The organism is Mesorhizobium sp. M6A.T.Cr.TU.014.01.1.1 (assembly GCF_004022765.1).
Lineage (GTDB): Bacteria > Pseudomonadota > Alphaproteobacteria > Rhizobiales > Rhizobiaceae > Mesorhizobium > Mesorhizobium mediterraneum.
The window spans coordinates 248903-264876 of record NZ_RZPG01000002.1; the positions used below are offsets into that span (position 1 = coordinate 248903).

General features: G+C 59.5%; 14 protein-coding genes. 7 read left to right on the forward strand and 7 right to left on the reverse strand.

Translation table 11 applies throughout. The features are described from left to right. Window positions 1-10 precede the first annotated feature (10 nt). The gene (locus EN885_RS03705) at window positions 11-1159 is read right to left on the reverse strand and encodes a beta-glucosidase (protein ID WP_128241027.1); all 1149 of its coding nucleotides are present in this window, start codon (window positions 1157-1159) and stop codon (window positions 11-13) included. A gap of 1548 nt (window positions 1160-2707) precedes the next feature. Here EN885_RS03705 and EN885_RS03710 point away from each other — a divergent pair. Next, entirely contained in the window at window positions 2708-4168 is a 1461-nt protein-coding gene (locus EN885_RS03710) for a hypothetical protein (RefSeq protein ID WP_206437519.1), read from the forward strand. 151 nt (window positions 4169-4319) lie between these two features. On the opposite strand, the gene EN885_RS03715 is transcribed toward EN885_RS03710, so the two are convergent. After that, window positions 4320-5591: a YihY/virulence factor BrkB family protein gene (locus tag EN885_RS03715; protein WP_348631554.1), complete on the reverse strand. Its 1272-nt coding sequence runs from the start codon at window positions 5589-5591 to the stop codon at window positions 4320-4322. 934 nt (window positions 5592-6525) lie between these two features. Between EN885_RS03715 and EN885_RS03730 the strand changes: the two genes are divergently transcribed. The 4 genes from EN885_RS03730 to EN885_RS03745 all read left to right on the forward strand — a co-directional run bounded on the left by EN885_RS03730 (window position 6526) and on the right by EN885_RS03745 (window position 9854). Then, window positions 6526-7248 carry a Crp/Fnr family transcriptional regulator gene (locus tag EN885_RS03730; RefSeq protein WP_128241025.1) on the forward strand — a complete coding sequence of 241 codons (723 nt, stop codon included), beginning with the start codon at window positions 6526-6528 and terminating at the stop codon, window positions 7246-7248. Between the two features lie 655 nt (window positions 7249-7903). After that, entirely contained in the window at window positions 7904-8587 is a 684-nt protein-coding gene (locus EN885_RS03735) for a hypothetical protein (RefSeq protein ID WP_206072982.1), read from the forward strand. Further along, complete coding sequence (locus tag EN885_RS03740) at window positions 8584-8979, forward strand: phage holin family protein (RefSeq protein WP_095486764.1); 396 nt, start codon at window positions 8584-8586, stop codon at window positions 8977-8979. The genes EN885_RS03735 and EN885_RS03740 overlap by 4 nt, the downstream gene beginning before the upstream one ends. Continuing rightward, complete coding sequence (locus EN885_RS03745; protein WP_128241024.1) at window positions 8976-9854, forward strand: hypothetical protein; 879 nt, start codon at window positions 8976-8978, stop codon at window positions 9852-9854. Before EN885_RS03740 ends, EN885_RS03745 begins: the two co-directional genes overlap by 4 nt. A gap of 41 nt (window positions 9855-9895) precedes the next feature. On the opposite strand, the gene EN885_RS03750 is transcribed toward EN885_RS03745, so the two are convergent. Continuing rightward, window positions 9896-10114, reverse strand: a complete 219-nt coding sequence (locus tag EN885_RS03750) for a KTSC domain-containing protein (protein ID WP_128241023.1) — start codon at window positions 10112-10114, stop codon at window positions 9896-9898. Between the two features lie 277 nt (window positions 10115-10391). Between EN885_RS03750 and EN885_RS03755 the strand changes: the two genes are divergently transcribed. Then, complete coding sequence (locus EN885_RS03755; protein ID WP_128241022.1) at window positions 10392-10814, forward strand: YidB family protein; 423 nt, start codon at window positions 10392-10394, stop codon at window positions 10812-10814. A 96-nt stretch (window positions 10815-10910) separates the two neighbouring features. Here EN885_RS03755 and EN885_RS03760 read toward each other — a convergent pair whose 3' ends face one another. The 4 genes from EN885_RS03760 to EN885_RS03775 form a co-directional block, all read right to left on the reverse strand. Continuing rightward, window positions 10911-11132, reverse strand: a complete 222-nt coding sequence (locus EN885_RS03760; RefSeq protein WP_091591673.1) for a hypothetical protein — start codon at window positions 11130-11132, stop codon at window positions 10911-10913. A 170-nt stretch (window positions 11133-11302) separates the two neighbouring features. Then, window positions 11303-11497 carry a hypothetical protein gene (locus tag EN885_RS03765; protein ID WP_031256726.1) on the reverse strand — a complete coding sequence of 65 codons (195 nt, stop codon included), beginning with the start codon at window positions 11495-11497 and terminating at the stop codon, window positions 11303-11305. Window positions 11498-11974: 477 nt separating this feature from the next. Beyond that, window positions 11975-12352, reverse strand: coding sequence for a hypothetical protein (locus EN885_RS03770; protein ID WP_128241020.1), 378 nt, complete (start codon window positions 12350-12352; stop codon window positions 11975-11977). Window positions 12353-12961: 609 nt separating this feature from the next. Further along, window positions 12962-13201: a hypothetical protein gene (locus tag EN885_RS03775; protein WP_128241019.1), complete on the reverse strand. Its 240-nt coding sequence runs from the start codon at window positions 13199-13201 to the stop codon at window positions 12962-12964. 458 nt (window positions 13202-13659) lie between these two features. On the opposite strand from EN885_RS03775, the gene EN885_RS03780 reads away from it, so the two are divergent. Further along, a complete protein-coding gene (locus EN885_RS03780) occupies window positions 13660-15807 on the forward strand; it encodes a mechanosensitive ion channel family protein (protein ID WP_245492992.1) in 2148 nt (715 codons plus the stop codon). The last annotated feature ends 167 nt before the right edge of the window (window positions 15808-15974 follow it).

Consider the following 15974-nt stretch of genomic DNA (forward strand, 5'->3'; position numbering starts at 1 on the left):
TCTTCGACCGCTACGAAACACCTGTCGCGAACAATCTGCGCTGGCGAGCCAATTCATCGGCAACCGGCTGGCGAAGACTGCGCGAACCGTCGGCATGAATCGTAGAGAACAAGCCGACTTCCGCGTGGCGCAAATTGTCCCAGCCGGGATACGCGGTCACCGGGTACAGACATATACCCTGAACCGGGGCACCACGGCTCATTGCGTCACGGACCTCATCGCAAACATAATGGAGCCATGCCGGCCGGCCTGATCCTTCAGCGCCTGTCTCGGCGATGAACATGGGCTTTCTGTAGCGCTCTGCGACTTCGACCAACATTTCGGAAAGCGCCCGATATTCGTGGTGGCCCATCGGTATCGTTGGGCCCTGAAAGTACCATTGGTTGTGCGGATAAAAGTTAAGTCCGATGACGTCGACACAGTCCTCGCTGCCGCCCAATTCAGGCTCGGCACGGCCCGTCAGCATGTCATAGGCTTCAAACTGGCCCTGACGAACATTTTCCGCGCGCCGCTGCTCGGCACGACTACGGTCACGGGGCCCAACATGAATTAGCGGTTCAGCCCATATGAACCGGCAATCAGGTTCGGCATCGCGCATCGCCTTGACGCCGGCAACCGCTGCCCTCACAAGCTGTCGCTTGAACCATCCCCGCTTCTTCGGCCCCACGCGTGGGAAATAGCCGACCTCTATCGCCCATGCGAAAAATGAGATCTCATTGATCGGGCACACCAGGGGAGCTACTCCCGTGACGGAGCGGTGGATCCGGACAGCTTCAGCGGCGAAGCGGACATAGGCTTCTGTAAAGTCTGGGGCGCCTTGGTCTACGTGATCTGGTGAGCCATAGTGGAAGATATCCCAGACGACCTGCACCCCCGCCGCGTGGGCTGCTTCGATCATTGAGATCCAACCCGACCAGTCGAAGACTCCTGGCGCTGTTTCAATCAGGTGCCAGCGCAAGCCGTCGCGGATCGTGCGAAGCCCAAGGGCAGCACAGCTGCGATAGTCGCCGAGAGCATGTTTGTCGTGTGCGGTTGCGCGAATCAAATCGAGGCGCACTCCGTCGCCGCGCCGATGCGAGGAACATTCGAAGCCAGCCATGAAGAAACTGGCAAACTCGGACGGATATTCGCCTGGCAGACGCGCCGGCTCGTTGCTCATACGTGCAACCCGTCGGCCAAGGCTCGCGCCAGCGCTCTCGCTAAGCGATCGGCCATTGCTAGTTTCGACCTCCACCACAATTTCATTCGGGCCGCCATCACGTCGCCTCTGAGTGGTACGGGTGCAAGCGTCGAATGTTGACCAAGCGAGCGTGAGCGGAGCCGAGTCCAGGTATTGTCGGTGAGCAGAGGTCGACCTCAGGATGACAGACTGGTGCTCTCAAGCCGAGCCTCGTTCATCGTCGTCGCGCTGCATGGTCTCTCCTAATGGAATCCGAGGAAGGAGAATATCGCTAGCAAGACAACGATACATCCGATGAGATGGCGCAATCTCCCCCACATTGCGTACCGAACTTGCCTGCGACCGTGAGGTTCCCCTTCGGCTGAAATATTTCTGGTTGGGCGGGCGACCCGCTAACTTACCATTTCTGCTCTTTATCCACGAAGCGACGCACGGCTATGATAATATATTGCAGGCGGCGCCCGCACTGAATCACCCCAAAAGAGCCCATCAGAAGGAACTGCTTTAGAGGCGCCGCACGTGCGGTCACGCCCCCGTTTCAATTGGTTGGTCGGCCGGTTCTTCTCGCTCGGCAATTTCCATCAAATATCCTGTGTTGCGCCCCGCACCGGGCCCAGTTCGGTGCGTTTCGTGCATGGGTCGCATCAAGGGTCTCGGACATGTGATCATTGCCTCCTCGCGTTCGGGGGGAAGTGGATGAGCATCGTCCAAAGGGTCAGTCCAGTTCTAGATCAGGCGATTGCCGCAATCCTCAATAGCGCGGACCAGGGAACACCGTCTGGATCAAAGCGGCAGTGAACCAAATTCGGCAGGCTGCGCCTGATTTGGTCGCGTCCAACGACGAGATAACCGAGGCTATCGGCGAGGCGGCTACTGCCCTGGGCCTGTTCGTGGCTTTCGATGAGCGCGAGTAGTATCCGTTTAATCGAGCGCGTACTCTGAGCGCCAGCTCTGAAGCGTCTATCCAATCAAATAATTAAGGTTATGGCAACGCTAGATAAAGACGTTTGTTCAGAGAGTTGATCATGTCGAGCTGCGCGATCTACTAGTTAGGAGCGCAATCAAACTCTGCCACCGAAGCTTGTCGTGTTAGCGAGGAGCTTCAGCAGCCGCTTGAGCGGCGAGAGCAGGAATTGCCTGACGAGACCCGCGGCTGCCCCAAGTTCCCCTTCATGGCTCTCCACTGATTCACCCCTCCGGTCTTCGTCAGGACCGACCGACTTGGATTCCCTAGGGGATCAACCACGTCAAGGGAGCCTTTGAGCAACTCATGAACTGCCCAAGAAGGTGCCTAAGTGGAAGAAAGCGGTCCAGTCCTGCATAGATGCATTTGGGACCGGATGATCCCACCAGGAGGTGCGTCAGGCCCTCGAGGCTGCCGCTAAGATTCCTTCGCTCCGACTAGGGCAGCAGGGCATCCTTGTACCGCAAAATGGGACGAAAGGATCCATTGGCCTGCCAAGCCCGGCGAAACATTTTGCCACCGCGGCAGTTATACTGCTCCGCGGACGAAAATTCGAGCATGCCTTGAACGATACTAGATTGGCGATACCGCTGGTCGGCGAAGTAGAAGACTCTGCGCCGAGATCGGCTGCGGGCCTGCCTTGGATCAAGGTGGCTGGTTCCTATTTCGTCACCGAGGACGGCGAGTCATGGACACCGATCGGGCAGAATGATGCGGTAAGCTGGCCCGAACTCAATGGCCTGTTCCGGCGCGCCGATATGGCCGGCGTGGAAGATCATCTCCGTTGGTTGAAGGAAAGCGGCGTCACCTGCCTCAGGCTGATGCTGGAATATGCCCAGGTTCGCCACCGCTATTTCGAGAAGCCGCAGGGCCGCTTCGTGCCGGCGATGGTGCAACTGTGGGACGACCTCTTCCGTCTTTGCGAAAAACAGGGTTTGAGAATCCTGCTCACCCCCTTCGATACGTTCTGGCACTGGCGCCATTGGCGCCACCACCCCTACAACCGCAATAACGGAGGCGTGCTGGACCACCCGTCGCGATTCCTGGTCTGCACCGATACACGCCGCGCGATCAAGGCGAGGCTGGAATTCGTGGTTCGCAGATGGAGCGGCAGCGGAGCCCTCTTCGCATGGGACCTCTGGAACGAGATCCATCCCGAGCAGGCTCAGGGCAGCGCGGACGGCTTCGGCGCCTTCATCCATGATCTCAGCGATTTTGTGCGCCGCCTGGAAACGTCACTTTACGGCCGCTATCACCCGCAGACCGTCTCGCTGTTCGGACCTGAGCTTCGCTGGCGGTCCCACATGCCGCTGCCCGAGCCGATCTTCCGCCACACCGACCTCGATTTCGCCTCCCTCCATCTCTACGAGGAGGGCACGATCGACGACCCCAGTGACACGGTGGCGCCGGCGCTCGGCATGGCGCGGATCGTGGGAAAGGCGCTTGGCGAAATCCGTGACGGCCGCCCTTTTCTCGATTCCGAGCACGGCCCGATCCACTCGTTCAAGGACAAGAAGATCACGCTCCCCGAACCTTTCGACGATGAATATTTCCGCCATTTGCAATGGGCTCACCTGGCGGCGGGGGGCGCCGGTGGCGGCATGCGGTGGCCGAACCGCACCCCGCACGTGCTCACCCCCGGCATGCGGCGGGCGCAGCGTTCGCTGGCCGATTTCCTGCCTTTGATCGACTGGGTTTCGTTCCGGCGTGCCCATCTCGGCGACCAGATGCGGGTTTCCGGTCCCGACGGCGCGGCTGTCGCCTGCGGCGACGATTCCCAGGCAGTGGTCTGGCTGGTTCGCCGCGACACGATCGGGCGAAACGGTATGCTTCGTGCCGGCGCTGTGCCGGTTCCGGCCGCCTTGGAGCTGCCCGGGTTGGCTCGCGGCACCTATCGCGTCATCGCCTGGGATACCAACGCCGGCAGGCAAACAGCGGAATGGCAAGCGAATTCGGACGGCTGGCTGAAGCTTGATGTGCCGCCGTTCTCCGCCGATGTCGCGCTTGCCATCCGCGGGGTCTGAGCAGGATGGGGACTGCGCCTGAAGGTATTCATACGCTCGCGATCTGACTTGCCATAGCCCGTGATGAGCCGTCCTTGCAAACTCGTCGCCAATGCTGATGTCAGTGATTGCGCCAAGCGAAGTTGCGCGGAGATTCCAAGTGATCTGCGCGCTAAGTGTTGTGCTCGCCCGAACGCGACTGCTGGTCGGCGGCATCGGCCGATCCGCCCAGCGTGTCGGCGACCGTGGCACCTCGCGCACCCATCGGCTGCTGCGCACCTGTGGTGGTGTCCTTGGCGGTCTGATGCTCCATCTCGGCATTCAGCTCCGCGCCCACAATCAGGACAATCACGGAGATCCAGGTCCACATCATCAAGCCGATGACTGCCCCCAGGGCTCCATACGTCGCGTTGTAGTCGGCGAAGTTTTCAAGGTAATAGGAGAACCCTATCGAGACTGCGATCCAGACCACAGCCGCGAGGAAGGCGCCCCATGTCGCCCATTGCCACTTTGCCCTTTCGCGGCTGGGGCCGTAGCGATAGATCAGCATAATCCCGAGGCCGACCATGATCAGCATCATCGGCCACCGAAAGATCCGCACAAGGGCTTCGGCCCAGCCGCCGAGGTTCAGCAGCGCAAGCATGGCCGGCACGATCCCCACCGAGACGATAAACCCAATACCGATGAGGATGGCGCCAAGTGTGAAGCCCAAGGCCAGGAGATTCAGATGGATAAAGCCGCGCTTTTCACTCTCCTCGTAGGCGATGTTCATGGCTTCGAATAGCGTCTTGATGCCGTTGCTGGCGCTCCACAGTGCGACGGCAAGGCCGAAGATGAAGCCGAAGCTGAGCGCGCCAGTGTCCTGGGCGGCCAGGGACCTAAGCTGTGATCTGATAACGTCCAAACCGCCCGAAGGAAGTACGCCGCCAAGGAACGAAATGTGCTCAGCGATGGTCTGAGGATCGGCGACAAAACCGTAGATGGACACGAACGCGGCGAGCGCGGGAAAGAGGGCAAGGAGCAGATAGAATGCGGCCCCGGCCGCGATCAGCATAACACGGTCCTCCTTTACTTCAGCAAAGACCCGCCACAGCACGTCTTTCCAGCCACGGCTGGGAATCTGTGACGGCCATTCGGCATTGCGTCCGCGGCCCTCCCATTCGGCCCCCCGCTCAAGTTGCACTTGGTTTTCGTAAGCGTCGTCGGTTGTTTTCTTCGACATTCTGCCGGCCCGGAGCATCTTCTTCGCCGGGCAAACGTGTAATAGCGCCAAAGGATGCAGGTGCAGACCTGCGCTCACAAATAAACATCCGCCGACTGCAGAAACACTGCGCCATTCCCATGCGACGAGTTGATTTAATAGCAACACTGCCCTGCCCACGACCCTCAATGGCTTGTTCGAGCGACCAATGAGAATACGCCAGCTTTCCAGCATGTCGGCCATTCGCGGCAGTCGGCTGACTGCGTTTTAACTTAGCGCGGCCGGCCGGCGCGGATTATGGCATGGGCGATCGCGAGCTGCGCCTCTCTGGGCGCGTCCAGCCGGCCTCTAGCATGCAATCGACCATCGCTTGAAAGCCAGGCTCCATCGCCTCCTGACAGTTGAAGCTGGGCGAAATCGCGGACCCTGCACATGGCTAATTACCCGAACTCACCCCAGGCAATTACTCGTGCAGACGCAACTCAAAACTTGCGGCTCATAACGATCTGCGAGCGGTAGCTGTCGAACTTGGCCTCGTGAATCCAGTCGTCACCTTGGGGCGGCTTGGCTACCAGGTAGGCATCGGCGGAATGAACTTGAGCCGGCCGGCGCGGCACTCACAGGTTTGCCCACCTGATCGAGTCTGGGTCGGCGGTATATATTAGCTAGACGGAACATAACGTGATTCTAATGGAAGGCGGCAACAAATGTTGCTGATCCGCGTTGCGCTTGATCTGAAGGCCAGCCAGGGAGGAAATCAAAATGGCCGACGACAAGTGCAATAGAGGTTCTGGGGCGGAAACGCGTCGCGGGTGACGAAAAATATGAGTTCTGCTATTTCGCCACTAAGTTCGGCCTCTCAATACCGCAGGATCCGCGACCTTTTGGCAAGCACGTAATGGTCGCGAGACCCTGTGTCGGGAGGCTGGGAGGCTCGGAACGCAGTGACTCAAAAAAAGAACGATTCTCGAACAATGACCAACCTTTCACAACTAGGGCCGCCCATTACAGGCAAGCTACATAGCGAAGAGGTCGAGCATGAGAGCGATCATTTCTATCTGGGTTCGAGAGGCGGCAAAGTTGTAGATGCTCGGGACCTGCGGCAGGTGATCTGGCACGACCAGCCGAGGCACGGGTCGCTGGAACTCAATTCCTGATCTAGTCAAAAGGGGCCGCGATGTTCGGCAAAGACCTCTTGGTTCGCATGCTCGACCGCCGCGACACCCTGCCGCCAGACGAGATCGCGCTTATTGAGGCTCTTCCGGTCCGGCCGGTAACTTTCAGACCCGATGAGGAGGTCGTCAGGGAGGGTTCCCGCCCGGCCGAAAGCTGTCTTGTCGCGAATGGTTTCGCAGTTCGAAACCAGGCTATTCGGGATAAGCGTCAAATAACGGCAATTCACGTGCCGGGAGACTTTGTCGATCTGCATAGTTTACTGCTAAAAGTGATGGATCACAGCGTGAGCGCCCTGGGCTCGTGCGATGTAGTTTTCATTCGACACAAAGACCTGCTCGCAGCAATGGGTGAAAGTCCACATCTCACCCGGATGCTCTGGCTTTCAACCACTATCGATGCCTCGATCCAACGAACTTGGATAACCTGCCTCGGGCGTCGCTCCGCCAAACAGCATCTCGCACATGTAATTTGCGAGTTGTATGTCCGCTTAGAAATAGTTGGATTGGCCTCTGACCAGACGTTCGCGATTCCACTGACGCAAGCGGAATTGGGCGACGTGCTTGGGTTATCAGTAGTTCACGTGAATCGGACGCTACAGGAACTTCGAGCGAACGACCTGCTTAGCTGGAAAGACAGGAGGATTGTTATCCTGGATTTCCAGCGATTGGCGTTGCTGGCCGACTTTGATGCGACCTACCTAAATCTCTTTCATGAACCGCGGTGACCGCCTCGGCCGGGACGCGCTAGCGCGCCAATGCGGCATCAAGATTTCTTGCCAATTAAACAATGTGAATGAGCCCTCGCTCCGGATCGATTACTGCTTGGTTCAATAGGCACAGATGACGACCAAGAAGGATTGCACATGCGTGACCTCGAAAACCTCGAACAGTATGTAAATATTCGGAGGCGGCGCCATAGTTTCATATCGACGGGGCTCGCCGTTAAGGCGCTCAAACAGGTTGTTCCGGCATGTTCGATCTCTGATTCCGACCTAGCGAACATGATTGCTGATCGTGCAATAGACTACAACCTTCCGGTGCGCTTTGATCTTAATGCGAGCTAGGCGTGGTGCTTCATTATACTAGCCTGACCATAAGCGCTTGAAGCACATGCGCAGAGGCGCGGACCAATGTCCGCACGGCCGCCTGGGTCCGCGTCTTGGCACACCGCGTGTGCGAACTTCCCAAAGAAAGTTCACCAAGCTCACCGGTTAGTGCGATGTTGCTAATTTAGCTTGAAGTGATGGAACCTGTTTGCCGCAGGCAAGTTCGTTAGGCAGTGGAGGAGATTGCCACCATGAACAGTGTCATTTATCTCATCGGCCTTGTCGTTGTCGTGCTTGCGATCCTCTCCTTCCTCGGATTCCATTAGGAGATACCATGCAGCGCGAAGACGATCAGGGCCGTAAGCCGGCCGATTTCGAAACAGCCAAAAGCGAACTGTCCGAACGGTTCCAGCAGGAAACGCAGACCGCGACAGAGGCGCTACATGACGCTCGCGATGAACTCACCAGGAAGGCGGGCGATTACGCTTCGGAAGCGAAGCAGGAATTATTCAACAAGGCCGAGGGAACACAGCGCGATATCAGCTCCAACCTAAAAGCTTTTAGCGGAGCGTTGCGAGCGGCAAGCGAGCATCTGGCCAATAATGATCAACGGACCGCTTCGAAGCTCACCCTTGATGCCGCCGGCGGACTTGAACGCCTTTCATCCTCGTTGAAGGACAAACCATTCGAAGATGTTCTTGGCGAGATGCGGTCGTTCGGCCGCGAAAACTCAGGGGCGCTGATCGCCGGTTCAGTATTGGCAGGCTTGGCGCTGGGACGGTTTATCAAGAGCTCGCCGCCCACTGCCCCGACCGAAACACAGACACGATCGCAAACAGGCGGGGGTTCAGAAACGGTTTCGAACTCGGATGAGAACGGAACGCGGTCGGCAGACGCATCTGAAGCGACGCCGCCCCGTTTCAACCAGCCAAGAGACGACAGGGCCGGCGATGACTTGGCCGGCGACGACTTGGCCGGCGACGACTGGGCTGGCGCAAGCCTGGAGCAGAACCCATGACCAACAATCAGGAAAGTCGCGGCCTCGCAACCCTCGTCAGCGATCTGGCACAGCAGGTCACAACCCTGCTTCAAACCGAAAGTAGGCTGTTGCGGGCCGAAATTTCGGAAAAAATTAGCAAGGCCGGCGCAGGCGCCGCCGAGGTTCTGGGCGGCGCGATATGCCTTCTCGCGGCCTTGATAGTGCTTTTGCAAGCACTCGTAATCGCCCTGGCGAGTGCCGGCTTGGGAGCGGGATGGTCCTCGCTGCTGGTCGGGATCGTCGTCGCGATACTGGGAATCATTCTCTTGCGCTCTGGCACGAAAAGCATGGCTCCTTCCGAGCTGACGCCCGATCGCACACAAGACCAACTCAAGCGCGACGCGCGCGTGATCAAGGATCAAATCAGATGAGCGACAAATCCGCAGCCGAGCTTGAACGCGATGCCGACATCGCCCGGGCGAAAGTAGCAGACACCGCCGATTCGATCCGCAGCAAGATGACACCGGGTCAATTGATCGACGAATTTACCGGAATGTTCGCCGGCGAAGGATCCGCCATGCTTGGCAACCTCAAGTCGCAAGTCAGGGACAACCCGTTGCCGCTGACGTTGATTGGAGCCGGCCTGGCCTGGCTGATGCTCGGCAACGGCACGTCAGCGTCTAGTTCAGCTGCCGCCGCTTATCGGACAGGAACGGCTCCTGACGCTTTCTCCGACCTGCGCGGCGATGATTTCAGCCAGGGCAACGAAGGGTCCGGAATCGGGGCGATGATCTCCGATACCGCCGGTTCGGTTACATCAGCTGCAAGCGGCGCGGCCGAAGCTGCAACAAATGCTGTGACGGGTGCCAAGGAGAGGATGACAACAACCGCCGGCCAGCTCGGCTCAAGCGCCAGCGAGATAGCGGCTCGGACGCGCCAATCGGCACAGGACCTCTTCGAGCGCGAACCGCTGGCTATCGCCGCAGTCGGCCTTGCGCTGGGCACTGCTATCGGGGTGATGCTGCCCCACACAGCCACAGAGGACGAGCAACTTGGCGCCTACCGCGACAAAATTCGCGACAGTGCGGAGGAGGTTCTCGAAACGGGCCTGGAGCAAGCAAAGCAAGTTGCCGCCGAGGCCTACGAAACGGTCAAGGAAGAGGCCGACCGGCAAGGCTCGGGTGGAGATGCCGACACGCTAGCAGGCAAGGTCGGCAAAGTTCTGGAATCGACCGCAAAGCGAACCGAGGAAGCCATTCGCGATCGTTTGCCGGGGTCGTCGGACGAGTCTTCTACCACCTCATAGCGTCGCCACCAGCCTGAATGACGGGCGTGGTCCATAGGACGTCATCCGGCATCATCGCCGGTCGCAACCACATGATACCGGAAGTGATTGCGGATGTGGTCGTTGAAATAGCGGCCCTTGGCAAAGGCGGCTTTGAACGCGGCGAAGGTATCCGGCGGCACTTCCTCAAATTGGTAGCATTTACCGCTGGCCACGAACCACACCGAAAGGACTTTGCGCTCCGGATCGTATTCCGTTTTGCGTATCGAGGTGGACGGCATGACGGCGGCTCGATCAAAGGCATTCAACGATCGGAGAACCCGTCGAGTTCCTCGTTGGGAGGATTGGCGCAAGCTCAAGCGCGCGAACCGATCGAGACGATTGGCATCACGGATCGTCCATCAGTCTGCGCGGGGCGCGCGTGCTGGAGTCCCGCCAGAAGCCGACCGCGAAGCCGCAATCGCTTGGCTCACCGAACGGTAAATCAGCCCAGTAGCAATACAGTGGAACCTTTCAAAGCCGCATGCCTTGTCCCTTCTTCATGGAAGGAGATGCGAAATGAGCCTTGACATAGGAAAAGTCGCCATAGCCTTGCTTGGCCTGCTTGCCTACAAGAACAGGGACAAGATCGGCGAGTTAATCGCCGGTAGGAACTCGACAGATCCCAAAAGCGCGGGCTCCCCCGGCGGGCTCGGCGATATCCTGGATCGTCTCCGGAACGCGGGGGCGGGTGATCAAGTTGATTCTTGGGTCGGTACAGGATCAAATCGCCCCGTTCAGCGCGACCAGGTCGATAAGGCGATCGACCCGCAAACGTTGAGCGATCTCGCTGAGCAAACCGGATTGTCCCGCGACGAACTTCTCGACCGGCTCACAAGAGAACTGCCCGACGCGGTGGACAAGCTTACTCCCGACGGCCAGATGCCTGTGAGCAACGGTCCAACTCTCCTCGACGAGATACCAGGAGCTAGTCGCACCTAGCGCGAAAAACGCCCGCGCCCCGAGGGAGAGGTCGCGGGCTGATCGGAGGGGAGACCATACCCCCGGCTGCCCCTTCATGTCGACGGGCCGGATGGTTCAACCCGTGCGAACTCCGTCAGCGCTGGTGGGATCGATCTTCGTCAACCGCGATCTGGCCTCAATTACGCGCTGTTGCGCAGCCCGTATCCTGCTGCACAGCGCGATATTGATGCCGACACCGCAGTCATCATCCAGCATCTCGTTCGCACGTTCAAGGGAGCGCTCGGCCCGATTAAGCCGCTGTCGGGCTCGCGCCAGTTCCATATCTAAAAGTTCCATTATTCCGAATCCATTGCGGTCCCTTCGATTGGTAAACCGCTCGTGGTCGCCGTTGGTTCCGGCTGTTCGCGAGCGTGCAGCCCAGACGTTGATGTGGTTGGCACAGTTCTGGAGCGAGAGTGGTGGCGCCGGTGGTCTGAAAGTCGCGACGAATGAAACGCCGGCCCAGTTCAACCCGCGCGACGTCCTTCAAAGCTGGGGGGATCGATCTTCACCAAGCGGTCTGCGGCCTCGACCGCAGTTCGTATCCTGTTGCGCAGCGCGAGGTTCTCGGCCAGCATTTCTTCAGTGCGTTGAAGCGCGAGCTCGGTCCGGTGGATGCGCTGCCTGGCATTGGCAACTTCCGATGTCAAAATGTCGGCCACTGTCTCGTGGCCCTGGGGTTCCAAAGTGTCCATGGATTTCTAACACATGGGGGCCGATATCGTTCCCTAGCCAGTGACAAGTGCACTTCGGCCTGCTTCGCCGGCCGCTGCGATTGCGGGGCGATCGGCAACGACGTCCTGCAGAAGAGCCGGACGTTCACATCCCCCTCATGATGAAGGACAGCGCCCCTTCGCAACCGGCGAGCAGCTTCGCGACTAGTTCCCAGTTAATCCGGTAGATCATCGATCGTCTGCCGACACATCCGCGCCATTGCCTGGACAACCGCCAAGGCTGCCATTGTGCGTTTCGTCCTGCCTCCGTTGCGATAGTTGCCGTTCCGCTTGCCTTCAGGTGCGCCACCGCCCGCACCATGCATGCGACAGACTACGCTGCCCCTCACCGCTGGCGATCGACACTGGCAACCTGTCCGCTTCGATCGAGCATGACACCGAGGCGCTAGGTTCATGAGGTTGACGTTATTTTTTTCCGTCACCCTGCCCCTCATGCGAGACGTTGCCGACAATAGCTTGGCCGCCTTCGTTCACCGTGACGTGCTTCACCGTGACGTGCTGCTGGCCGCCCGTGCGGTATTTCTTTAGGGCTTCCACCTGGGCCGCGAATGTCCTGGTGAGCTTGTTGAAAGCACGTTCGGCGCTGTCTTGCTGCGGGATAGTTTCGCAGTGAGCAAGGCGGCGGGCGAACGTCATTGTCGCCATGTGCACCGCAGCCATCTGCGATGCCAGCATAGCTTCGATCTGATCCTGCGGTTCAATGCCTTTCACAATCGAGGCAACGAAGGCCGTGCCCTTATCGTCTGGCGTTTTACCGTGGCTGCCGACACACGCATGGCCCACAAATCCAGCTCGGTTCAGATAGGAGTAACTAAGAGGCTGCCGCGATACAAGGACAGTGTTTCAACAATTGCGGTTCGTACGCAATTAAGCCCAGACACGTATCGGGCAGCAAGTCTTCAGCCGCCCACACAACAGGAGCAAACAATGAAAACTCGATACATGACCCAATAACTCCGCGTGACAGCCTGGTGCCAGGTCAGCTTGTCGATATGGCCCCACGGGGTATCGGGCCAATCAGGCTGGCCGAAGAACATCTGAACGATGGCATAAACACGCTGTTAACGTCGTTGGCAGCTGACAGGATGTCGGCCACAGTACGAAAGTGTACTGTGCCGCCCGATGTCAGTCGAGGAGGCGGAAATGAATTTGCTTCGGACGGCGCTTTTGTGCACGGCCTTGATCGCCTTGGCAATGCCGGCCGTTCGCGCAGAGGATCAGCCTGTTCCGCCAAACGGCGAAGCAGCGCCTGAGCAGCCGCCAGTTCATTGCGAGGGGCAAAACTGCCTCCCACCAGCCGACGACCCTGTCGAGGAATGCAAGGGGCAAGATTGCACGCCGGCTCCGCCGGTTGACCCAGGTCCGCAGATTGAACAGGTCGACTGAACAGCATCAGCCGAACACCCCGACTACGAAGGTGATCGCGGATCCGTGGAGAAGGTTGGATTTCAGGTCCTCTCCCTCCGCCAGAGCGCCGCCGGCCGGAGGCGTCCAGGTCGGCCATTCCGCCATGCGGCCGACGCGCACGATTCCGGCCCATCGTGGCTGACCGTGCGGCTTGCTTGGCTGAAGGTTCGCGGAACGCTGGAAACGCGGTTTTGCAGCAGTGGCTTTCTTTTCATCGACCAGCACGAAGTGCTTCCCTCCTCGCGTCGGGACTGAGATCGAATGCGTCGGAGTTCTCATCCTCGTCACCTTCCGACTTGTCGCTCTCAGGTCACGTCGAGACATAGCCTCTCTGCGCGGAAGGTAACCTACTGTATTGGAGAATTCGAAAGTCAGTCTCGATGTGAACCCTGCTTTTTCTGCAAGCCGAGCAAGAACTTGACGTCCGTCGAAGCAGCTATCCTCACCGAACCCTCTCGGCTGTTCTTCACCAGATCGAGCGCATTTTTGCTCGGCTAGGCAGGTTCGCGATCATCCTCGATCTTGCTTCCTGCTTCGCCAGAAACGTCCCTGGCAATCACGTGGTAGATCGGATCGCACAGAACCGGCGATCTTTTGATCGACATAGCTGCCTTACCCAGCCGACCACGTAACTTACATTCCCCCACTGCCCTCCCCGCGGTAACCTCAAGCGGGAGAGCGACATGAGAGCGATCAGGACATCCCGGGTAAAGTCGCCATTTTTGACGGCATGCTTCATGGCGGCGCTGGCGTTGATGTGGTTGGCACCAATGAGCAGCGCCTCGATGGCGCAGGCACAGCAAAACTCGACGGTTTCGGCGGCCGATGAAAAATTTCAGACATTCATCAGGATGCTTGATGATCCCGATATCCGCGCGCGGCTGGAGGCCGTAGCCGCGCCACCGGCGGCGGAAAGTCCGGGCGCCCGGGCCGCCTCGCAGATAACCGTGTGGGAAAGCACCATTCGCCATCATCTCACGGCAATGCGCAGCGCGTTTCCGCGCATCCCGGGCGAGGCCGCGAAGGCCGTCCAGATCGTAAGGACGGAGATCAACAACCACGGATTCGCGACGGTCCTTCTTCTTTTCGGGTCGCTGCTCGCACTGGGCTTCGGGGCGGAATGGCTGTTCAGGCGCGCGATAGGTGGAGTGAAGCAATCCGCCACGGCAGCCGAGCGTGAAGAGCGCGGCGCCGTTAATTGGCTGTCGGAACTTGCGCCGCTTGTTGTGTTCACCCTCGTCAGCGCCGGGGTTTTCCTGGCGTTCGAATGGCCGGCGCTGCTGCGCCTCGCTGTCATGACGTACTTGGTCGCCTTCATTGTTGTCCGCGCGGTGATGGCACTCGCCAGAATACTGCTCGCCCCGGCCGCTGGAGCCGTTTCGGCAGAACAGGGAACACCCCTCAGGCTGATCCAGGCGAGCGATGCCGAAGCGCATTTCTGGTACCGGCGGGTGGCGATCTTCGCCGGCTATCTGATGGCCGGCGAGGCGACCGTCAGCCTGCTTCCTGCCTTGGGCTTCTCGCAGGACGTGAAAAGCTCGATCACCTATTTGCTGGGGATCGGACTGCTGGTCCTGGCCGTCGAAATGGTCTGGCGTCGTCCGGGCCGTTCGGCCACGACACAGGGCATAAGCCCCAAGGAGTGGCTGCTCACTATTTACCTGGTTGTCCTGTGGGGGTTTTGGGTCGCCGGCCTCACCGGCCTTTTGTGGCTCGGCATCTATGCCCTGTTGCTGCCGAGAGCATTGTCCATTGCCGGTCAGGCAGCGCTGAAGCTCGCGGAGGGGCGAGATGGTCTGACCTCAGCCAGTCCGATCCGGACCGTGCTGATCGTTCGAGGGGTTCGTTCGCTGGTGATCCTGCTGGCGGTTTTGTGGCTGGGCCTGGTATGGAGCCTGAACCCAAGCGTGTTGGCCGAAGGCAACACCGCCATACCCCGGATCGTGCGCGGCCTGCTGCATGGTGTCGTTATCCTGCTGGTCGCCGACCTAATCTGGCAGTTGGCGAAGGCCCATATCGGCCGGACACTGGAACTGGCCGCGGTCGACGATACAGTCAGCGCTGACGAGGCGGCACGGCGAAGCCGGCTGAGGACCTTGCTGCCGATCTTCCGCAACATGCTTGCCGTCCTGGTCGGCGTCGTGGCTGTTCTCACGGTGCTGTCGGGGCTTGGCGTGCACATTGCGCCGCTCATCGCCGGCGCAGGTATATTCGGAGTTGCCATCGGTTTCGGCTCACAGACCCTGGTCAAGGATGTGTTGAGCGGCGTCTTCTTCATGCTCGACGATGCGTTCCGGGTCGGCGAGTACATCCAGAGCGGCAGCTACAAGGGAACCGTCGAATCCTTCAGCCTGCGCTCGGTCAAGCTGCGCCATCACCGCGGCCCGGTGTTCACGGTTCCGTTCGGGGACCTCGGCGCGGTGCAGAACATGAGCCGCGACTGGGTCATCGACAAGTTCCTGATCCGCGTGCCGTTCGACACGGATGTCAAAAAGGTGAAGAAGCTGCTGAACGTCATCGGGGCGGAGCTGCTCCAGGACCCCGAACTGGCGCCGCAGATCATCGAGACCGTGAAGATGAAGGGTGTCGAGCAGTTCGGCGACTTCGGCATGGAACTGAGCTTCGCCTTCATGGCCAAGCCCGGTCACCAGTCCGTCGTCAGGCGAAGCGCCTACACCATGATCCAGCAGGCCTTCGCGGAAAACGGCATCAATTTTGCCCAGCCGACGGTCCAGGTCGGCAGCGACGAGAAACAGGCCGCCGCGGCCGCGGCCAACGTGATTTCGCTTGCCCAGCAGAGGGCCGTACAGGCCGCACAGGGTGGTGAATAGGAAGCGGCGATCATCAGACGGCGCTTGGTATTTGGAGTAATGGCAGTGTCCGAAGCGATGCATCCCTTAGCACCCCCGCGCGATCGAGATCGCCAGGTTGGCGGGCTCGACCGGCGCCAGGTCAGGCGCAGGTTCGAGGAGTGCTTCAGTGCGTCCCGCATGGTCGA

Excerpts from the sequence above, each read along its gene's own strand:
- EN885_RS03705 (WP_128241027.1), bottom strand. The coding sequence starts at position 1,159 with ATGAGCAACGAGCCGGCGCGTCTGCCAGGCGAATATCCGTCCGAGTTT.
- EN885_RS03715 (WP_348631554.1), bottom strand. The coding sequence starts at position 5,591 with ATGGCCGACATGCTGGAAAGCTGGCGTATTCTCATTGGTCGCTCGAAC.
- EN885_RS03730 (WP_128241025.1), top strand. The coding sequence starts at position 6,526 with ATGTTCGGCAAAGACCTCTTGGTTCGCATGCTCGACCGCCGCGACACC.
- EN885_RS03735 (WP_206072982.1), top strand. The coding sequence starts at position 7,904 with ATGCAGCGCGAAGACGATCAGGGCCGTAAGCCGGCCGATTTCGAAACA.
- EN885_RS03740 (WP_095486764.1), top strand. The coding sequence starts at position 8,584 with ATGACCAACAATCAGGAAAGTCGCGGCCTCGCAACCCTCGTCAGCGAT.
- EN885_RS03745 (WP_128241024.1), top strand. The coding sequence starts at position 8,976 with ATGAGCGACAAATCCGCAGCCGAGCTTGAACGCGATGCCGACATCGCC.
- EN885_RS03750 (WP_128241023.1), bottom strand. The coding sequence starts at position 10,114 with ATGCCGTCCACCTCGATACGCAAAACGGAATACGATCCGGAGCGCAAA.
- EN885_RS03755 (WP_128241022.1), top strand. The coding sequence starts at position 10,392 with ATGAGCCTTGACATAGGAAAAGTCGCCATAGCCTTGCTTGGCCTGCTT.
- EN885_RS03760 (WP_091591673.1), bottom strand. The coding sequence starts at position 11,132 with ATGGAACTTTTAGATATGGAACTGGCGCGAGCCCGACAGCGGCTTAAT.
- EN885_RS03780 (WP_245492992.1), top strand. The coding sequence starts at position 13,660 with ATGAGAGCGATCAGGACATCCCGGGTAAAGTCGCCATTTTTGACGGCA.